This is a genomic window from Mycobacterium sp. IDUB_24 (assembly GCF_055419385.1).
This window is the reverse complement of record NZ_JBVAXO010000002.1, coordinates 112590-129733: the sequence shown is the minus strand read 5'-3', so window position 1 is coordinate 129733 and position 17144 is coordinate 112590. Positions and strand designations below refer to the sequence as shown.

Annotated in this window: 16 protein-coding genes; 7 read left to right on the top strand and 9 right to left on the bottom strand. The window is 66.3% G+C overall.

Annotation, left to right across the window (positions count from 1 at the left end; translation table 11 throughout):
- Window positions 1–53: 53 nt before the first annotated feature.
- The 4 genes from ACZYZF_RS08260 to ACZYZF_RS08245 all read right to left on the bottom strand — a co-directional run bounded on the left by ACZYZF_RS08260 (window position 54) and on the right by ACZYZF_RS08245 (window position 4420).
- Window positions 54–1583, bottom strand: coding sequence for an aldehyde dehydrogenase family protein (locus ACZYZF_RS08260; RefSeq protein ID WP_463742664.1), 1530 nt, complete (start codon window positions 1581–1583; stop codon window positions 54–56).
- Window positions 1584–1780: 197 nt separating this feature from the next.
- Window positions 1781–2914 (bottom strand): hypothetical protein, encoded by a 1134-nt coding sequence (locus tag ACZYZF_RS08255; protein WP_463835249.1) that lies wholly within the window; start codon window positions 2912–2914, stop codon window positions 1781–1783.
- 406 nt (window positions 2915–3320) lie between these two features.
- Window positions 3321–3893 (bottom strand): phosphatase PAP2 family protein, encoded by a 573-nt coding sequence (locus ACZYZF_RS08250; RefSeq protein ID WP_463742666.1) that lies wholly within the window; start codon window positions 3891–3893, stop codon window positions 3321–3323.
- Entirely contained in the window at window positions 3890–4420 is a 531-nt protein-coding gene (locus ACZYZF_RS08245; RefSeq protein WP_463742667.1) for a mycothiol transferase, read from the bottom strand. Before ACZYZF_RS08245 ends, ACZYZF_RS08250 begins: the two co-directional genes overlap by 4 nt.
- A gap of 55 nt (window positions 4421–4475) precedes the next feature.
- Between ACZYZF_RS08245 and ACZYZF_RS08240 the strand changes: the two genes are divergently transcribed.
- A complete protein-coding gene (locus ACZYZF_RS08240) occupies window positions 4476–6002 on the top strand; it encodes a serine/threonine-protein kinase (RefSeq protein WP_463742668.1) in 1527 nt (508 codons plus the stop codon).
- On the top strand, window positions 6002–6490 hold the full coding sequence (locus ACZYZF_RS08235) for a hypothetical protein (RefSeq protein WP_463835247.1): 489 nt from the start codon (window positions 6002–6004) through the stop codon (window positions 6488–6490). The genes ACZYZF_RS08240 and ACZYZF_RS08235 overlap by 1 nt, the downstream gene beginning before the upstream one ends.
- 3 nt (window positions 6491–6493) lie before the next feature.
- Here ACZYZF_RS08235 and ACZYZF_RS08230 read toward each other — a convergent pair whose 3' ends face one another.
- Window positions 6494–6880: a VOC family protein gene (locus ACZYZF_RS08230; RefSeq protein WP_463835245.1), complete on the bottom strand. Its 387-nt coding sequence runs from the start codon at window positions 6878–6880 to the stop codon at window positions 6494–6496.
- A 75-nt stretch (window positions 6881–6955) separates the two neighbouring features.
- Between ACZYZF_RS08230 and ACZYZF_RS08225 the strand changes: the two genes are divergently transcribed.
- On the top strand, window positions 6956–8689 hold the full coding sequence (locus tag ACZYZF_RS08225; RefSeq protein ID WP_463835243.1) for an N-acyl-D-amino-acid deacylase family protein: 1734 nt from the start codon (window positions 6956–6958) through the stop codon (window positions 8687–8689).
- Between the two features lie 43 nt (window positions 8690–8732).
- Entirely contained in the window at window positions 8733–9113 is a 381-nt protein-coding gene (locus tag ACZYZF_RS08220) for a pyridoxamine 5'-phosphate oxidase family protein (protein WP_463742672.1), read from the top strand.
- A 139-nt stretch (window positions 9114–9252) separates the two neighbouring features.
- Here ACZYZF_RS08220 and groL read toward each other — a convergent pair whose 3' ends face one another.
- The 4 genes from groL to ACZYZF_RS08200 all read right to left on the bottom strand — a co-directional run bounded on the left by groL (window position 9253) and on the right by ACZYZF_RS08200 (window position 13614).
- Window positions 9253–10878, bottom strand: a complete 1626-nt coding sequence (gene groL / locus ACZYZF_RS08215; protein ID WP_463742673.1) for a chaperonin GroEL — start codon at window positions 10876–10878, stop codon at window positions 9253–9255.
- A gap of 378 nt (window positions 10879–11256) precedes the next feature.
- Window positions 11257–12057 (bottom strand): polysaccharide deacetylase family protein, encoded by an 801-nt coding sequence (locus ACZYZF_RS08210; protein ID WP_463835241.1) that lies wholly within the window; start codon window positions 12055–12057, stop codon window positions 11257–11259.
- 166 nt (window positions 12058–12223) lie between these two features.
- Window positions 12224–13060, bottom strand: a complete 837-nt coding sequence (locus tag ACZYZF_RS08205) for an LLM class F420-dependent oxidoreductase (protein WP_463742675.1) — start codon at window positions 13058–13060, stop codon at window positions 12224–12226.
- Entirely contained in the window at window positions 13057–13614 is a 558-nt protein-coding gene (locus ACZYZF_RS08200; protein WP_463742676.1) for a TetR/AcrR family transcriptional regulator, read from the bottom strand. Before ACZYZF_RS08200 ends, ACZYZF_RS08205 begins: the two co-directional genes overlap by 4 nt.
- Before the next feature lie 117 nt (window positions 13615–13731).
- On the opposite strand from ACZYZF_RS08200, the gene ACZYZF_RS08195 reads away from it, so the two are divergent.
- From ACZYZF_RS08195 to ACZYZF_RS08185, 3 genes are all read left to right on the top strand, one after another.
- Window positions 13732–14655, top strand: a complete 924-nt coding sequence (locus ACZYZF_RS08195) for an SDR family NAD(P)-dependent oxidoreductase (protein ID WP_463742677.1) — start codon at window positions 13732–13734, stop codon at window positions 14653–14655.
- 104 nt (window positions 14656–14759) lie between these two features.
- Entirely contained in the window at window positions 14760–15266 is a 507-nt protein-coding gene (locus ACZYZF_RS08190; protein WP_463742678.1) for a cupin domain-containing protein, read from the top strand.
- An 84-nt stretch (window positions 15267–15350) separates the two neighbouring features.
- A complete protein-coding gene (locus tag ACZYZF_RS08185) occupies window positions 15351–17057 on the top strand; it encodes a DEAD/DEAH box helicase (RefSeq protein WP_463742679.1) in 1707 nt (568 codons plus the stop codon).
- The last annotated feature ends 87 nt before the right edge of the window (window positions 17058–17144 follow it).

The window sequence follows — 17144 nt, the reverse complement described above, 5'->3', positions numbered from 1 at the left end:
TATCCACTCCGGCGAACACGAAGGTGTCGCCGGAGTGAACGGCCGGTACGTCGTTACTTGGACTTACGGCGCGGACGTGCCAATGCCAGCTTGGTCATCAGCTTGTTCATCCGGGCCAGCGCCTTCTCCGAGTTGTTGTAGTAGCTGCCGCCGGCGCCGACATTGGTGCGTGGCACCACGACGGTCTCCTGCTTGCAGAACTTGCGCACCCCGTCGACCCCGCCGAAGCGCGCGCCGATACCCGAGGTCTTCCAGCCGCCCATCGGGGCAGTGGTGCACATCAGGTTGGAGATCACGTCATTTACGTTCACCGCACCGCAATCGAGCTGCAGGGCAACCGCTTTGGCGCGCTCGACGTCCTTGGAGAACACCGAGGCGCTCAGCCCGTAGGGGCTGTCGTTGGCCAGCCGGACGGCCTCCTCGACGGAGGTGACCTTCATGATCGGCAGCGTCGGCCCGAAGGTCTCCTCGGCCATGCAGGCCATCGAGTGGTCGACGTCGACAAGCACCGTGGGCTCGAAGAAGCTGCCCCCGCCTTCGGGGCGCTTGCCTCCGGTCAGCGCCTTGGCGCCGGCGGCGACAGCCTCGTTGACGTGACGTTCGGTGATCGCCACCTGGCTGTCGTCGATCTGGGAACCGAAGTGGTAGCCCTCGCCGGTGCCCATCTTGAGGTTCTCCACGGCACGCACGGTGGCCGCCACGAACTGGTCGTAGACGGGCTCGAGCGCGTACACCCGCTCGACGGACACACACGTCTGGCCGGCATTGAACATCGCGCCCCACACCGCGGCATTCGCGGCCAGCTCGACGTCGGCGTCTTCCAGCACGATCATCGGGTCCTTGCCACCCAGCTCCAGGCTCACCGGGGTCAGGCGGCGCGCGGCGCGTTCCATCACCTTGGCGCCCGTGGCGCTGGACCCGGTGAACTGGATGTAGTCCGAGTTGTCGATGACGGCCTCGGACACCGCACGTGCACCCTGCGCCAGCGCGAACACCTCGGGGGCACCGGAGTCCAGCCAGCCGCGCAGCAGCACCTCGGCGGTCAGCGGAGTGCGCTCCGACGGCTTGAGCAGTACCGCGCACCCGGCGGCCAGGGCGCCGATGGCGTCCATCATCGCGTTGGCCACGGGGTAGTTCCACGGCGCGATGATCCCGATGACGGGCCGCGGCCGGTAATGCACGGCGATCTTCTTGATGGACAGGAAGGGCAGCGGGGCCGGCCGGGAATCCGGCGCCATCGCCTTCTCGACCACCTTGACGTAGTACGAGAGGATCATGATCAGCAGCGGGACCTCCTGCGCGGCATCCATGGCCGACTTACCGGTCTCGGCGATCAGGAGTTTCTCGATCTCCTCGCGGTGGTCCCCCAGCCATACGGCGTAGCGGGACAGGACCTTGGCACGGCCTTTGGCGCCGCGGGCCTCCCACTCTCTTTGCGCTTCCCGCAGACCCGCCGCGATACGCGGCACGTCGGCGGCGTCGGTCCAGGTCACCTGGCCGGCGACGGCACCGGTCGCGGGGTTGTGAATGGTGCCGGAGCCCGTGAACTCTCCGGTCAGAGCTACTTCTGGCGTCGCTGTCATGGCGCCTATGTTAATCGCCGTTTGTGACGCACGTCGCACCGGGGTTGACACCTGTCAAGTTGGTGGGCCGCACCCGGGTGCCCAGATCGGCGAAATGGCCGCCCCGCGTACGCGTGAGCGACCATCTCGCCGATTTCGAGGGGAGGATTACCGAGAGCGCGGCGACCCCTCGCCACCGCGCTCCACGCCGGCAGTGCTCAGTCCTCTGAGCCCTTCTTCGGGTTGAACTTCTTGGCCGTCCTGTCGGCGGCCGCGCGCACCTTCTTCACGACCTTGTCGACATTCGCCTTGGCCTTGTCCCTCCGCTTCTCGGCCTTGTCCTTGGCATCGGTCAACTGGGCGTTGAGGCTGGTGACGTGGGGCTTGAGCTTGTTCACCTTCGGCGCGTCGGCGCCTGGCTCGTCGTCACCGGCTGACAGCTGCGCGCGGTTGAGATTGTTGGTGGGCAAGCTGCCGTCGGCGTTCACGTCGACCCCGAGGGCGTTCGCAGCCGCGACCCGCACGGCGTTCCTCGCGCCGAGCATCTGGTTGTTGCGGAACTGCATGAGAGCGCCATCACCCGTCGGATCCTCGGGAATGTGGTTGGTACCCCCGCCGAGCGACGCAGGGAGCGCTTCGGCAAGCCCCTCGATGGCGGGATCGATCGCCCATTGCGGGGCATCGATGTACTCGCGGACTGCCTTGTAGACCGCGACGTTGTCACCCGAAGCGATCGCCTGGGCAACCGAGACAACACCGGCCGCTCCGAGCAGAGCACCGTTGACGGTCCGCACTGCAGACTGCTGCAGTCCCTGAGCGAGCGCCGCGACGTAGTTCTCGTTGGGCCACGGGGTACCGACCCCGAGGGCCGCAGCGAACTGAGCGTTGATGTCATCCCGGAGGCCCAGGAGTTCGTTGTTGCGGAACTGCATGAAGGCGCCGTCACCGGCCGAGGTGTTGGTCACGTGGTCCGAGCCGCCACCGAAGTCAGCCGGCAACGTGATCGCAATCGCCTCGATGAGCGGATCCGCGACATAGAGCGGTGAATCGACGATCTGCCGAATCTGGGAGAACAGCCGCTCCTTGTCGCCGCCCGCAAGCTGGGCCGCAAGGACGAAGGGAGTCAGCGGTGCCTGGACGAACTGGTCGACGAGGCGCTCGCCGGCGATGATCGTCAGGGCGATTTGATCCTTGCTCTCGAAGCTGGCCATCAGCGCGGCCTGAGCATCGACGACACGCGGCGGCGTGGGCGTCGACGACACGACCGGAGTGATCGCGATGACGCCGGCGGCGGCGACGGCGACGCACGCGGTGAAACCGCTCGAGACACGACTGTTGACACGACTGTGCATAGGTGAAATCCCCTCGATGACTTGCTGTTTGGGCTGACCGATTGCTCGGTACGCGCCGAAACTTACCTGCCACTAATCAAGATCTCAGGTTTTTCTCAGGTGATAATTTTGCGGTTCTTGCACATGCAAATACCTTCACTTCCGACACTGTTGCCGCAAAGACAGGAAAGTAGCCATCTGCGCAGCTCGCGCCAACATAAGGGGTTTGCCGAGGTGCGGTGCCGGGACTGAAGACTTGCGGAATGCAACACGGGGCAACAACCCGGCTGAACTGAACTATCAACTGGTACTTGACCGTTAATCGATCTTGAAAAGATCCCGCGGAGATCGGGTGCTTCTCGGCACCTGCCGGCTCCGCCATCTGAATTGCCATCACCCAAAATGGGTGAGACCGGCAGATGATCGCTCAGCGAAGATCAGGCGAGGCGCTGTCCAAGTGGCCAAATTGCTCATCGCGGGCGAACATCACGGCGATGCCCACCACCGAGGTGCCCAGCAGAACCCCGCCGATCGTGTCGGTGAAGTAGTGAAACGTGATCGACAGACCGAACATGCCGAGCAGGACGATGCTGACCGCGACGACCAGGGCCCACAGCCTCATGCCCGCCAGCAGCACGAGAAGGCTCGTCACCGCCACGAGGAAAGTGGTGTGGCCGCTGGGATACGCCAGCGCGCCACCCTTCTCCCTGCCGAAGATCGGCTTGATGACGCGCACGATGGTGATCGCCACCAGCGGACTCAGCACCATGGCGAGCGCAAACCGCTTGCGGTGTTGTCGCAGGGCCACGACGATGCCGGCCAGCAATGCGGCCGCCACCAGCAACGGCTTGGTGAACACCAGGAACACGGCCCGATACGAACCGAGTTCGACGCCGATGTGCTGAAACCAGTCATCGATCGGCACCGGTCCGGTGCGTACCGCCCAGCCGAGCAGCACCATGGCGGCGAGACCGACTACCGGCCACCACCGGGCGATCAAGGGATGATGCCGCGCAGATACGCGGCCTGGCCCAGGTGCTGGGCGCAATCGTCGATGATGCTGACCAGCCGCGCACTGGCCGTCACCGGCGGATTCCACCGGGTATCGACGATGCGGCCGAGATCATCGGCGGTCACCCCGGCGATGTAGGCCAGCGTCACCTTGTGCACCGCCAGGTAGTACCCCGCCAGCAGCTCGGCCGGGGCGTGCACCTTCGCAACATCCTCGGGACTGTGGCCGTACCCGATGTCGTCGGCCGGCAGGTCGAGCCCGAACCGGTCCTTCCAGCCGTCACGGGTCCACACCTGTTCCATCCCGGCGATGTCGCACAACTGCATGTCCTGACAGCGTGCGCTGTGCCAGATCAGCCAGGCGATGCTGTTGGCCTGCGGGGTGGGCCGGTAACCCGACACCGCCTCGGTCAGCCCGTCGGTGAGATCGTCGACATGCTCAATGAGCCGGGTGAATGCGTCGCGCAGCAATTCGCGGACGGCATCGGAATCAGCGTCGGAATCAGCAGCAGCCATGGCCTCGACGCTACTCGCGAATCGGCCCGTCACCGGTCCGACTACCATCACGGGCATGCCGTTGAATACCGGTGACGTGTTCGCCGGGTACACGATTCAACGTCTGCTCGGTTCAGGCGGCATGGGCGAGGTCTATCTGGCCCAGCACCCACGGCTTCCCCGTCAGGACGCGCTGAAGATCATGCCGTCCTCTCTGACCGCTGACGCCCAGTACCGCGAGCGGTTCAATCGCGAAGCCGACATCGCCGCCTCGCTCTGGCATCCCCACATCGTCGGCCTTCACGATCGCGGCGAGTACGAGGGGCAGCTGTGGATCGCGATGGACTACGTCGACGGTACCGACGCCGCGCGGCACGTACGTGAACGCCACCCCGGCGGGGTGCCCCTACGTGAAGCGGTCGAGATCGTCACTGCCATCGCCGAGGCACTCGACTACGCCCACGAGCGCAACCTGCTGCACCGCGACGTGAAGCCGGCCAACATCCTGCTGACCGGACCGGAAGTGGCGCGCCGTCGAATCCTGTTGGCCGACTTCGGTGTTGCCCGCCGTATCGACGACATCAGCGGGATCACCGCCACGAACATGGCTGTCGGCTCCATGGCGTATTCCGCTCCCGAGCAGCTCCTGGGGCAGGCGATGGATGGGCGCGCCGACCAATATGCGCTGGCGGCCAGTGCATTTCAGCTCCTGGCCGGGCACTCGCCGTTCCATCACTCCAACCCGGCCGTGGTGATCAGCAAGCAACTCAACGAGCCCCCGCCGAGCCTGCGGACCGAACGCCCCGAACTGGCCTACCTGGACGAGGTGATGCTCAAGGGGATGTCCAAGGACCGGGCCGGCCGCTACCCGCGATGTAGCGATTTCGCCGAGGCGCTCGCCGGCGCCCGACCGACGGCCACCCCGGCCGCTCCCCTCACTCAGCGGCCACCCACACCGCAACCACCACAGCCGCCGCCACCGGTCTCCCCCGAGCCCCCGCGGGTCATCACGGCCCCGACTTTCACGGCGCCCACCCACCCGGTGGTCAGCCCGTCGCACACCTCCCCCCACTGGTCGGGGCCGAGCCCGATCCCGCAGCCCCGCCGCCCCGAGAAGAGCAGTGCGGCAAGGGTTGTGGTGCCCACCGTGCTGGCCGTGCTCCTGGTGTGCGCCATCGGCTTCGCGATCAGCCAGTTCGTCCGCGACGCCCCGGTGGCGCGAACCGCCCCCTCGTGGCAGCCGTACGTGGATGCCGCCCAGACTTTCGCGCTGCACACCGTCACCGTCAGCGCAGACACCGTCGATACCGATCTCGCGATGATCATGGACGGAGCTACCGACGAGTTCCGCGCCGACCTGCAGAACCAGGCCCCTCAGATCAAACAGAAGGCCAAGGACCTGGGCGTGAAGACCGACGGAACCATCACCGGGGCCGGCGTCGAATCGTTGTTCACCGACGAAGCCGTCGTACTCGTCACCGTCGACACCAAGGTCACCGTCACGAGCAACCGGGTCGGCGTGGTTTCGCTGCAACGGGTCAGGGTCACCGTTGAGCATGTCGACGGCAGCTACAAGGCCTCGAAGCTGGAGTTCGTGAACTGATGGGCGCACGCACACGAGGCTGGACCCTGTCGGTCGTCGCGCTGGTCGTGGGGATCGTCATCGCGGCCGGCCTGGGGTTCTGGCAGTTGTCGGTCAAGAGCACGCCGGCGCCCACGCCGATTGCCGACGACGATCATGCGCGCGATCAGGTCACCGATTTCGTGAAGACCAATGTGGTCAAGGTGCTGAGCTTCACCCCGACGATCAGCCGCGGTGAAATCGATGCGGTCACCGAACTGCTGACCGGCTCCGCCGCCGACGACTACCGGAAGACCATCCGCGCGAAGGCCGACAACGTCACGCGGACCGCGACGGTACGCAACACCGGCGTGGAATCGCTGACGGCAGACGAGGCGAAGGTGGTGGCGTTCGTCGACCAGAACTCCGAGACCGCCGGCGGTCCGTCGAACAAGGACGCAGTGGCCTACCGGGTCACCCTGACCCGTGTCGACGGTGACTGGCGGATCTCGGAACTGGAAGAGCTCTAGGGGCTACTGCGCTGCAGCCCCGTGGAACACCGCCTCGACGTTGTTCCCGTCGGGATCGCGGACGAATGCGCCGAAGTAGCCCGGGTGATATTCGGGCCACAACCGTGGCGCGTGCAGCGACTCGGCACCCAAGCGCAGGGCCGCGTCGTAGAACGCCTGCACGGCATCGGCGTCGGCCGCCTGGAATGCCACGTGGATCTCCCGGTTGGGCCCACCGGCGTCGCCGGCACTGGCGTCCGCGATCCAGAAGTCGGGCTTGCCGGCGCTGCCGTAGCCGATCGCAACCTGGTAGTCCATTTGGCGGCTGTATCCGAGTACGCCCAGCACAGAGTCGTAGAACTCCTTCGATTTGGCCCAATCGGTGCAGTTGATTCCCAAGTGATCGATCACCGGTCGATCCTTGCACCCGGCACCGACACGTCAGCAGCTGTTCCCCGAACGGCCGCGGCGTCGTACGTTAGTTAGGTGACCTACGACTTGTGTATCCGCGGCGGCACCATCGTCGACGGCCTGGGTGGTGAACCGTACGTGGGCGACGTCGCCGTGCGCGAGGGCGTCATCGTCGAGATCGGTACCGGAGCGGGATCCATCGACGGGTCCGCCGAGCGCGAGATCGATGCCACCGGACTGTTGGTCACTCCTGGCTTCGTCGACCTGCACACGCACTACGACGGTCAGGCGATCTGGTCGGAACGGCTCAATCCCTCGTCGGCGCACGGGGTCACCACCGCCGTGATGGGCAACTGCGGCGTCGGGTTCGCGCCGTGCCGCGTGGACGATCACGACGTGCTCGTCGACGTGATGGCCGGCGTGGAGGACATCCCCGGGGTGGTCATGGTCGACGGTCTGCCCTGGACGTGGGAGACGTTCCCCGAGTTCCTCGACGCGTTAGGGGCCCGACGGCTCGATATCGATGTGGCGGCGTTCCTGCCGCACTCACCGCTGCGGGTGTACGTGATGGGGCAGCGCGGCATAGATCGAGAGCCCGCTAACACCGAAGATCTGGCCCTGATGCGCAAGCTCGCCGCCGAGGCCGTGCACTGCGGCGCACTGGGATTCGCCTCGTCGCGGCTGACCATCCACAAGACCGAGAGCGGCAAGCCGATTCCCAGTTACGACGCCGGCTACGCCGAGATCGAGGCGATCGCCCGGGGCGTCGACGACGCCGGAGGCGGGCTGATCCAGTTCGTACCGGACCTGGTCGCCGGAGACTACGAACCGGCGCTGCAGACCGTGTTCGACGTGGCCGCCGACGTCGGGTTGCCCGTCACGTTCACGCTGGCGGTCGGCAACGCCGGCCCGGCGTTCTTCGAGGACGCGCTGCGGATGGTGGAGAAGGCGAATCAGAACGGCGGCAGTATCACCGCCCAGATCTTCCCGCGGCCCATCGGGCTGGTGCTCGGCCTGGAACTGTCGGGCAACCCCTTCGTCCTCTACCCGAGCTACCGCGAGATCGCCCACCTGCCACTCGCCGAGCGCGTCGCCGAGATGCGTAAACCCGAAGTCCGCCAACGGATTTTGGCTGATTCAGCGGCCAGTGACGGGCATCCACTGATGTTCGCCGTGCAGGCCTGGGACTACATGTATCCGCTGGGCGAGCAGCCCGACTACGAGCCCGACCCGTCAAACTCCATCGGTGCGCGGTCCCGGGCTCGCGGCGTCGACCCCCTCGAGGAGGCCTACGACCGCGTGCTCGACGACGAGGGTCACGCCATGCTGCTGGTCACGCTGGCCAACTTCCGCGACAACTCGCTCGACACCGTTGCCGAGCTGATCCGCCGCGACGACGTGGTGCTGGGGCTCGGTGACGGCGGGGCGCATTACGGGATGATCTGCGACGCCAGCTTCCCCACCTACCTGCTGACCCACTGGGTCCGCGACCGGAGCGAGGGCACGCTGAGCGTCCAGGACGCCGTCCGAGAGCTGACCTCGGTGCCGGCCAGAGTTGCCGGACTGGCCGACCGTGGCCGAATTGCGTTGGGCTACAAAGCCGATCTGAACATCGTCGACCATTCGACCCTGCGGTTGCACCGGCCCGTCGTGGCCTACGATCTCCCCGGTGGCGGACGCCGCCTCGATCAGGCCGCCGACGGCTACGTCGCGACCGTCGTCTCCGGTGAGGTCATCGCCGAGAACGGCGTGCCGACCGACGCGCGGCCCGGCCGGCTCGTGCGCGGGCGCCAATCTGCGCCGGTCTGACAGGTCGGGCACCCCGCGCCGTCAACCGGCCTATTCTCACGTCATGAGCGTGAAAGTGGACCTCAACCAGCTGGCCGACAAGCTGGCGGACTACACGTTCGCCTACCTCGTCACGGTCGATGACGACTACCACGCGCACACCGTCGCGGTAGAGCCACACCTGGCCAACGGCGTCATCCACGTCGGGCCGGTCGGCGGGCACACCCGCAGGAATCTCGCCTCACACGAGAACGCCACCCTGGTCTGTCCACCGAACAAGCCCGGCGGATATTCACTGATCGTCGACGGACGAGGCCAGGCCGGCGCGAGCGAGGACGAGGCGCAGCAGATCGTGCCGAGCCGCGCGGTATTGCATCGCAAAGCGGCGAAGCCCGGCCCGCCCGGTCAGTGCGACAGCGATTGCATCGTCTTGTCGGAGAACTGAAAGCACGCCTGGCGAGCTGCGCCGACGAGTGTGACGCCCCTGTAGGGAGATTCGGCAAATCCTTTGCACAGATGCCACGCTGGGGATAGGAAAAAGCCCCGGCGCGCCAAGCGCACCGGGGCTTCCTCGAAAAAAGGACTTAGAAGTCCATACCGCCCATGCCACCGGTCGGGTCGCCCGCGGGCGCTCCGGCCTTCTCCGGCTTGTCGGCGACGACAGCCTCGGTGGTGAGGAACAGTGCCGCAATGGACGCCGCGTTCTGCAGCGCCGAGCGGGTGACCTTGACCGGGTCGGCAACGCCGGCGGCCAGCAGGTCCTCGTACTCACCGGTCGCGGCGTTGAGGCCGTGACCCGCAGGCAGGTTCGACACCTTCTCGGCGACGACGCCCGGCTCCAGACCACCGTTGAAGGCGATCTGCTTCAGCGGGGCCGACAGCGAGACGCGCACGATGTTGGCGCCAGTGGCCTCATCACCGGTGAGCGACAGCTCGTCCAGCGACGGAGCCGACTGCAGCAGAGCCACGCCACCACCGGCGACGATGCCCTCTTCGACGGCAGCCTTCGCGTTGCGAACGGCGTCCTCGATGCGGTGCTTGCGCTCCTTGAGCTCCACCTCGGTGGCAGCTCCGGCCTTGATCACCGCAACACCGCCGGCCAGCTTGGCCAGGCGCTCCTGCAGCTTCTCGCGGTCGTAGTCGGAGTCGCTGTTCTCGATCTCGGCGCGGATCTGGGCGACACGGCCCTGGATCGCGTCGGCATCGCCGGCACCCTCGATGACCGTGGTCTCGTCCTTGGTGACCACGATCTTGCGGGCGGTGCCCAGCAGCGCGACATCGGCGGTCTCCAGCGAGAGGCCGACCTCTTCGCTGATGACCTGGCCACCGGTGAGGATGGCGATGTCCTGCAGCATGGCCTTGCGGCGGTCACCGAAGCCGGGAGCCTTGACGGCAACCGACTTGAAGGTGCCACGGATCTTGTTGACCACCAGGGTCGACAGGGCTTCGCCCTCGACGTCCTCGGCGATGATCAGCAGCGGCTTGCCGGACTGGATGACCTTCTCCAGCAGGGGCAGCAGGTCCTTGACGGTCGAGATCTTCGAGCTGACCAGGAGGATGTAGGGATCCTCGAGGACGGCTTCCTGACGCTCGGCGTCGGTCACGAAGTAACCCGAGATGTAGCCCTTGTCGAAGCGCATGCCCTCGGTGAGCTCCAGCTGGAGTCCGAAGGTGTTGCTCTCCTCGACGGTGATGACACCCTCGTTGCCGACCTTGTCCATGGCCTCGGCGATCAGGTCGCCGATGGACTGGTCTCCGGCGGAGATACCGGCGGTGGCAGCGATCTGCTCCTTGGTCTCCACCTCCTTGGCGCTCTTCAGCAGCGTCTCGGTGACCTTCTCGACGGCCTTCTCGATGCCGCGCTTCAGACCGAGCGGGTTGGCGCCGGCAGCGACGTTGCGCAGACCTTCGCGAACCAGTGCCTGGGCCAGAACGGTGGCGGTGGTGGTGCCGTCGCCCGCGACGTCGTCGGTCTTCTTGGCGACCTCTTTGACCAGCTCAGCGCCGATCTTCTCGTACGGGTCCTCCAGCTCGATCTCCTTGGCGATGGACACACCATCGTTGGTGATCGTGGGGGCGCCCCACTTCTTCTCCAGGACGACGTTGCGACCCTTGGGGCCCAGCGTCACCTTTACCGCGTCGGCGAGGGCATTGAGGCCCCGCTCGAGGCCGCGACGGGCCTCTTCGTCATACGCAATTGTCTTAGCCATTGCGAAGTGATTCCTCCGGATAGGGGATCGCACGTTGTGTGGTCAGGTTCAGTGCCCGCGACGGACGGCGTGGGTGTGCTCCCGCAGGTGCGGTCCCTGCCTCACCGGCCTGACCTAGCACTCACTGATCGAGAGTGCCAACTGCATTCTTAGCACTCGACCAGGGCGAGTGCAAGGTCGATGAGGGTCCGCTCCGGTATCCGGACTTCGCCCGTGGCGAAACCCCTCTGGCTACGCCCGCCGACTGGCGATGCCCCCGCCATCCCTCGAACCCTCGATCCCTCGCCGGTTTCTACCTCACGGCTGTTCCCGCCCGCGGTCCGACAACCCTCAGGTAGAAAACGGCGATGTCTGACGATGGGAACTGCGCCCCGGCAATTACCCCGCAGCCCGCCCCGTTGGTGACACGAACTGCCAGCCCGCCGCCTGCATCGCGGAGATCGCTTCGGCGAACCCGGCATGCGTGCCCGATTGCGGGTGGTTCATGTGGGCGATGACGATCGACCCCGGCGCGGCGTTCATGACGTTGGATCGCACGGCCGCGGCGGACGCCGTCGCACCGTTGTCGGCGTTGACGGTGAACCCCAGTGGTTGCTCGCCGAGTTCATGCACGATCTCGACGGCCACGTCGTCATAGTGCGCAGTGCCGGGTCGGAACCAGGTCGGGGCCCGGCCGGTCAGCGCAGTCAGCTTTCGATGGTTACCCCACACCTCATTGACCACTTCGTCGGCCGACCTGGTCCCGGCGATCCCGTAGGCAGACCGACCCGTCACCGACAGCGGGACATGACGCGTGCCGTGATTGCCGATCTCGAACAACGGGTTGCCGGCCAGCTGGCGTGCCCGGTCCGGATTCCGGTCGATCCATCGCGAGTTGAGCATGAGCACCGCGGGAACACCGTTGCGCTGCAAGGTATCAAGCAAAGCGTCGTCGCAGGCACCGTCGCACGCGTCGAACGTCAGGGCGATCTGGCACCCGGCGGCAACGAATGATGTGGTGATCCCGGGCACCGCCATCCCCCACTGCGTGGGTGCGCGCCTCTTGTTGAGCACCGCAACCGAAGGTGGGTCGACAGCGTTGGGGTCAGCGTGTGCGGTCGGCACGCCGGCTCGCAGCGCGTATCCGGCAGCGATCGAACCGACGGCGGTCGCCGTCAGGAACGAACGCCTGGTGATCACATGCCGGACGGTAGGCGCGGATCTTGAAGGTCAGCCCGTCATCAGCTGTGGGTTGACTGCGGACGCCTCAGTCGCCGATTTCTACCGCAGGGCTGCTCTGAGCGCAGCTAGCGACCCTCACGTGGAAAACGGCGTCGAGAATAGACCCGCCCACGAAGAACAGGCCTCAGCTCCCCGACTGATACTTCCCCACCTCTGCGGCGAATTCATCGAGCAGGCGCAGTGACTCGTCTTTACCCACGGACGGCAGGAACAGGCCGAGCTGACCGAAGCCGAGATCCTCAGCGGCACGCCAATAGTCGGCCTTGATGGGCGCGCCGAACATCATCAACGGCACCTCGCGCGCACCGCCGGAGCGCATCTGCCCGATGCGTTTGGTCAGCACATCCCTGGGCAGTGGATTCGAGATCCAGCCTGCCCCATGGCGGATCACGCGTTTGACCGTGGCATCGGAGTTGCCGCCGATGTAGATCGGCGGGTGCGGCTTTTGGACGGGCTTGGGGCGGCAGTAGGACGACGCGAAGTCGACGTACTTGCCGTGATACTCAGCAGGCTCGTCGGTCCAGAGCGCCTTGACTGCCTCGATGCTCTCATCGAGCAGTGCGCCACGGGTTTTCGGATCGGTGCCGTGATCGCGCATCTCTTCGAGGTTCCAGCCCGCGCCGACACCGAAGGCGAACCGGCCGCCGGAGATGAGGTCGATGCTGGCGGCTTCCTTGGCGGTGTGGATCGGGTCGCGCTGGATCAGCAGTGCGACGCCGGTGACGAGTTCGATCGTGGAGGTCACCGCGGCCGCGGCGGCGAGGGTGACGAACGGGTCGAGCGTGTTGTAGTACCACGGCGGCAGGTCGCCACCGTTCGGGTACGCCGATTCCCGACTGACCGGGATGTGGCTGTGTTCAGCAACGATGAGCGAGGCGAACCCGCGCTCCTCGATCGCTTGGGCCAGCGATACGGGATCGACGCTGTCGTCGTCGACGAAGGTGGCGATGCCGAACTTCATCTGGCCGACGCTACTCCCGCCCGGAGTCCGTCGAACACCACCGAGGTGACCCGCTCGGCCACGTCGGCGTTGTAAGTCTGCATGGCCTGGCAGCCGACCAGAAGTGCCTTCACGTCCGCGACCGTCACGTCGTCTCGCACTGTTCCCGCGCGTTGCGCTGCGGCGAGCAGGTCACCGAGGGCCGACAGGTACTCGCCTTCGGCCTCGGGAACCACGGTGTTGACGTCGACGCCGGATCCGGCGAGGGCGTCGACCAGTCCGCGGTCGGCGGCCCCCCACTGCAGCACCATCGACCGCAGGAACGTGAATATCGCCTCGGCCGGATCGGCCTCGACGAGCAGAGTCCGCGCCTCCTCGACGACGCCGCGGATCCGCTCGGCGATCACGGCCTGGAACAACGCTTCCTTGGTCGGGAAATGGCGGTAGACCGTGCCCGCTCCCACCCCGGCCCGCCGGGCGATCTCGTCGATGGGCACGGACAGTCCGTCGGCCGCAAATGTTTCGTAGGCGACCTCGAGCACCCGGGCACGGTTCCGTGCCGCATCCGCACGCATTCGCGATCACCTCACAAAGTCAGCCGGGCACAAACCATTGACAAAACGGGGCGTGCGTTCCGTATAGTCGAGCACAACCGGAGTACACACTCCGTTTAGCCCTCCTAGGAGTCTCTCATGGCCAAGTGGACCACCGCCAACATTCCGGACCAAGCCGGCCGCACAGCCGTCATCACCGGCGCGAATACCGGCCTCGGACTGGAGACCGCCAAGGCCCTGGCCGCCGCCGGTGCCCACGTCGTTCTCGCCGTCCGCAACCTGGACAAGGGCGAGGCCGCCGTCGAGTGGATCTCACGGTCCGTGCCGGACGCCGACCTCGAATTGCAACGCCTCGATCTGGGCTCACTGGCCTCGGTACGCGACGCGGCCGATCAGCTCAAGGACAAGCACGACCGCATCGACCTGCTGATCAACAACGCCGGGGTGATGACCCCGCCGAAGGAGACCACCACCGACGGGTTCGAGCTGCAGTTCGGCACCAATCACCTCGGCCACTTCGCCTTGACCGGCCTGCTGCTGGAGCGCCTGTTGCCGGTCACCGGCTCACGGATCGTGACCGTCAGCAGCACCGGCCACCGCTTCTCGCGCGGCATCCGGTTCGACGACCTGCAGTGGGAGCGCAGCTACAACCGTCTCCAGGCGTACGGTCAATCCAAACTCGCCAACCTGCTGTTCACCTACGAACTGCAGCGCCGCCTCACGGGCGAGAAGACCACGGCGCTGGCCGCCCACCCCGGTGGATCCGATACCGAACTGGCGCGCCATCTGCCGAGCGCGCTGCAACGCGCCGTCCCCCTGCTGCGTCCGCTGTTCCAGGAGGCCGCCATGGGTGCGCTGCCGACGCTGCGCGCCGCGACCGATCCGGGCGCCCTGGGCGGTCAGTACTACGGTCCCGACGGGTTGGCCGAGCAGCGCGGCTACCCGAAGCTGGTGACGTCCAACGAGCGGTCCTATGACATCGAACAGCAGCGCCGGTTGTGGGCGGTGTCCGAGGAGCTGACCGGAGTGACGTTTCCGATCCTTCAGGACGCGCGCGCCTGAATTCTCACCGCCTATTTCGACACCAGGGCTGCTTCGCCGCGCCGCGAACAACCCTGGTGTCGATCTCGACGCCGAAGGCCGAAGCCCCGGCTAGGGTGACACTCGTGTCGTTCTGGAATCCGAGGGATGTGCCGCCCTATCCCCCGGCCCGCTACACCAAAGACGAGCCCGAGGTCAGCGCGTGGGTGCGGCGCGGGGACGAGCCGCCGGACTATGAGTCGTTCGGCCTCGTCAAATACCACTACCTGGCCAACCAGCAACAGACCGACGGTGATTACGGCCTGTACCGGGTGGACATCAGCCCGCAGGGCGGTGGCCCCGGCCCACACTTTCACCGGGCGATGTCCGAGGCGTTCTTCGTCCTGTCCGGCACCGTGAAGCTGTATGACGGCACCGACTGGAAAGACGGCAACCAGGGCGATTTCCTGTATGTTCCACCGGGCGGTATCCACGGTTTCCGAAATGAGGCCGACGCGCCGACATCGTTGCTGATGTTGTTTGCTCCAGGCGCGCCGCGAGAGGCCTATTTCGAAGGGTTCACCCAGTTGGCCGACCTCAGCGACGACGAACGCGCCGAGTGGTTCATCAAGAACGACAACTACTTCGTCTGAGCGACACGCCCGGTACTTTCCTGCAGAGATGCGCCGACGTAACGCGCTGGCCTAGACTGCATCTCGACTGAGAGGAGTCCTAGGGTGCGGGCTGATGCAGCGCCCAGCACCCAGGCACTTCGGGGCTGGCAGCGCAAGGCGCTGGTGAAGTATTTGACGGCCAAACCTCGGGACTACCTGGCGGTCGCCACACCTGGCGCAGGGAAGACAACGTTTGCGCTGCGGATCGCGGCCGAACTGCTCAACGACCGAACGGTCGATGCGATCACCGTGGTGGTGCCCACCGAGCACCTGAAGATCCAGTGGGCCGAATCGGCGGCACGTAATGGCATCGCACTGGACCCGAGGTTCAGCAACTCCGACTCCCAGACCTCGGCCGAGTACCACGGTGTCGTCGTCACCTATGCCCAGGTGGCCAGCCACCCCACCCGGCACCGGGTGCGGACCGAGAACCGCAGGACGCTCGTCATCTTCGACGAGATCCACCACGGCGGTGACGCGAAGAGCTGGGGCGACGCGATGCGCGAAGCGTTCGACGACGCGACACGGCGCCTCTCCCTGACGGGTACCCCGTTCCGCAGCGACGACAGCCCGATCCCGTTCGTCAACTACGAACCCGACGAGGCCGGGTTCCAGCGCTCCCAGGCAGACCACGTGTACGGCTATGCCGACGCACTGGCCGACGGAGTGGTCCGGCCCGTGGTGTTCCTGGCGTATTCGGGTGAGGCCCGCTGGCGCGACAGTGCCGGCGAGGAGCATGCGGCGCGCCTCGGCGAGCCCCTGACCGCTGAGCACACGGCGCGGGCCTGGCGCACCGCGCTGAACCCGACGGGCGAGTGGATGCCTGCGGTCATCGCCGCCGCCGACAAGCGGTTGCAGCAGAAGCGTCAGCATGTGCCCGATGCCGGCGGCATGATCATTGCCACGAACCAGACCACCGCCCGCGCCTACGCCGATCTGCTCACCAAGATCACGGGCGAGGTGCCCACCGTGGTGCTCTCCGACGATCCCGGCGCCTCCGACCGGATCAGTAGGTTCTCCGAAGGCTCCAGCCGCTGGCTGGTCGCGGTCCGCATGGTGTCCGAGGGTGTCGACGTGCCGCGCCTGTCGGTCGGCGTGTACGCCACGAGCGCCTCGACTCCGCTGTTCTTCGCGCAGGCCATCGGCCGGTTCGTGCGATCGCGCCGGGCCGGCGAGACCGCCAGCATCTTCCTGCCCTCAGTGCCCAACCTGCTGTTGCTGGCCAGTGAGATGGAAGCCCAGCGCAACCACGTACTGGGCAAGCCGCACCGGGAATCCGACGGACTGGACGACGAGGCCCTCGAAGCTGCCGAGAAGCGCAAGGACGAGAAGGGCGAGCTGGAGAACGGCTTCGAGTCCCTCGGCGCCGACGCCGAGCTGGACCAGGTCATCTTCGACGGCTCCTCCTTCGGCACCGCGACTCCGTCCGGCAGCGACGAGGAGGCCGACTATCTCGGCATTCCCGGCCTGCTCGATGCCTCACAGATGCGAGATCTGTTGCGGCGCAGGCAGGATGAGCAACTCACCAAGCGCACGGCCGAGGCCGCGGTATCCGGCGGTCCGCCGCCGTCGCGCACCACACACGGCCAGTTGCGGGAGTTGCGTCGTGAACTCAACGCATTGGTGACCATCGCCCATCACCGCACCGGCAAGCCGCACGGTTGGATCCACAACGAGCTACGCCGCATCTGCGGTGGGCCTCCGGTGGCCGCCGCGACCACTGATCAATTGAAGGCGCGCATCGAAGCCGTGCGGGATCTGAAAGCCTGACGGCCGCCCCGCACAACAAAAAATCAGAGTCCCCGAAACTCCCCCGAGACCCAACTGGAACTTGTTACAGTCGGCCAATTGCGTTCT

Bases quoted from the DNA above. Each gene is read 5' to 3' on its own strand.
- ACZYZF_RS08260 (WP_463742664.1), bottom strand. From the start codon at position 1,583: ATGACAGCGACGCCAGAAGTAGCTCTGACCGGAGAGTTCACGGGCTCC.
- ACZYZF_RS08255 (WP_463835249.1), bottom strand. From the start codon at position 2,914: ATGCACAGTCGTGTCAACAGTCGTGTCTCGAGCGGTTTCACCGCGTGC.
- ACZYZF_RS08245 (WP_463742667.1), bottom strand. From the start codon at position 4,420: ATGGCTGCTGCTGATTCCGACGCTGATTCCGATGCCGTCCGCGAATTG.
- ACZYZF_RS08240 (WP_463742668.1), top strand. From the start codon at position 4,476: ATGCCGTTGAATACCGGTGACGTGTTCGCCGGGTACACGATTCAACGT.
- ACZYZF_RS08235 (WP_463835247.1), top strand. From the start codon at position 6,002: ATGGGCGCACGCACACGAGGCTGGACCCTGTCGGTCGTCGCGCTGGTC.
- ACZYZF_RS08220 (WP_463742672.1), top strand. From the start codon at position 8,733: ATGAGCGTGAAAGTGGACCTCAACCAGCTGGCCGACAAGCTGGCGGAC.
- groL (WP_463742673.1), bottom strand. From the start codon at position 10,878: ATGGCTAAGACAATTGCGTATGACGAAGAGGCCCGTCGCGGCCTCGAG.
- ACZYZF_RS08205 (WP_463742675.1), bottom strand. From the start codon at position 13,060: ATGAAGTTCGGCATCGCCACCTTCGTCGACGACGACAGCGTCGATCCC.
- ACZYZF_RS08200 (WP_463742676.1), bottom strand. From the start codon at position 13,614: ATGCGTGCGGATGCGGCACGGAACCGTGCCCGGGTGCTCGAGGTCGCC.
- ACZYZF_RS08195 (WP_463742677.1), top strand. From the start codon at position 13,732: ATGGCCAAGTGGACCACCGCCAACATTCCGGACCAAGCCGGCCGCACA.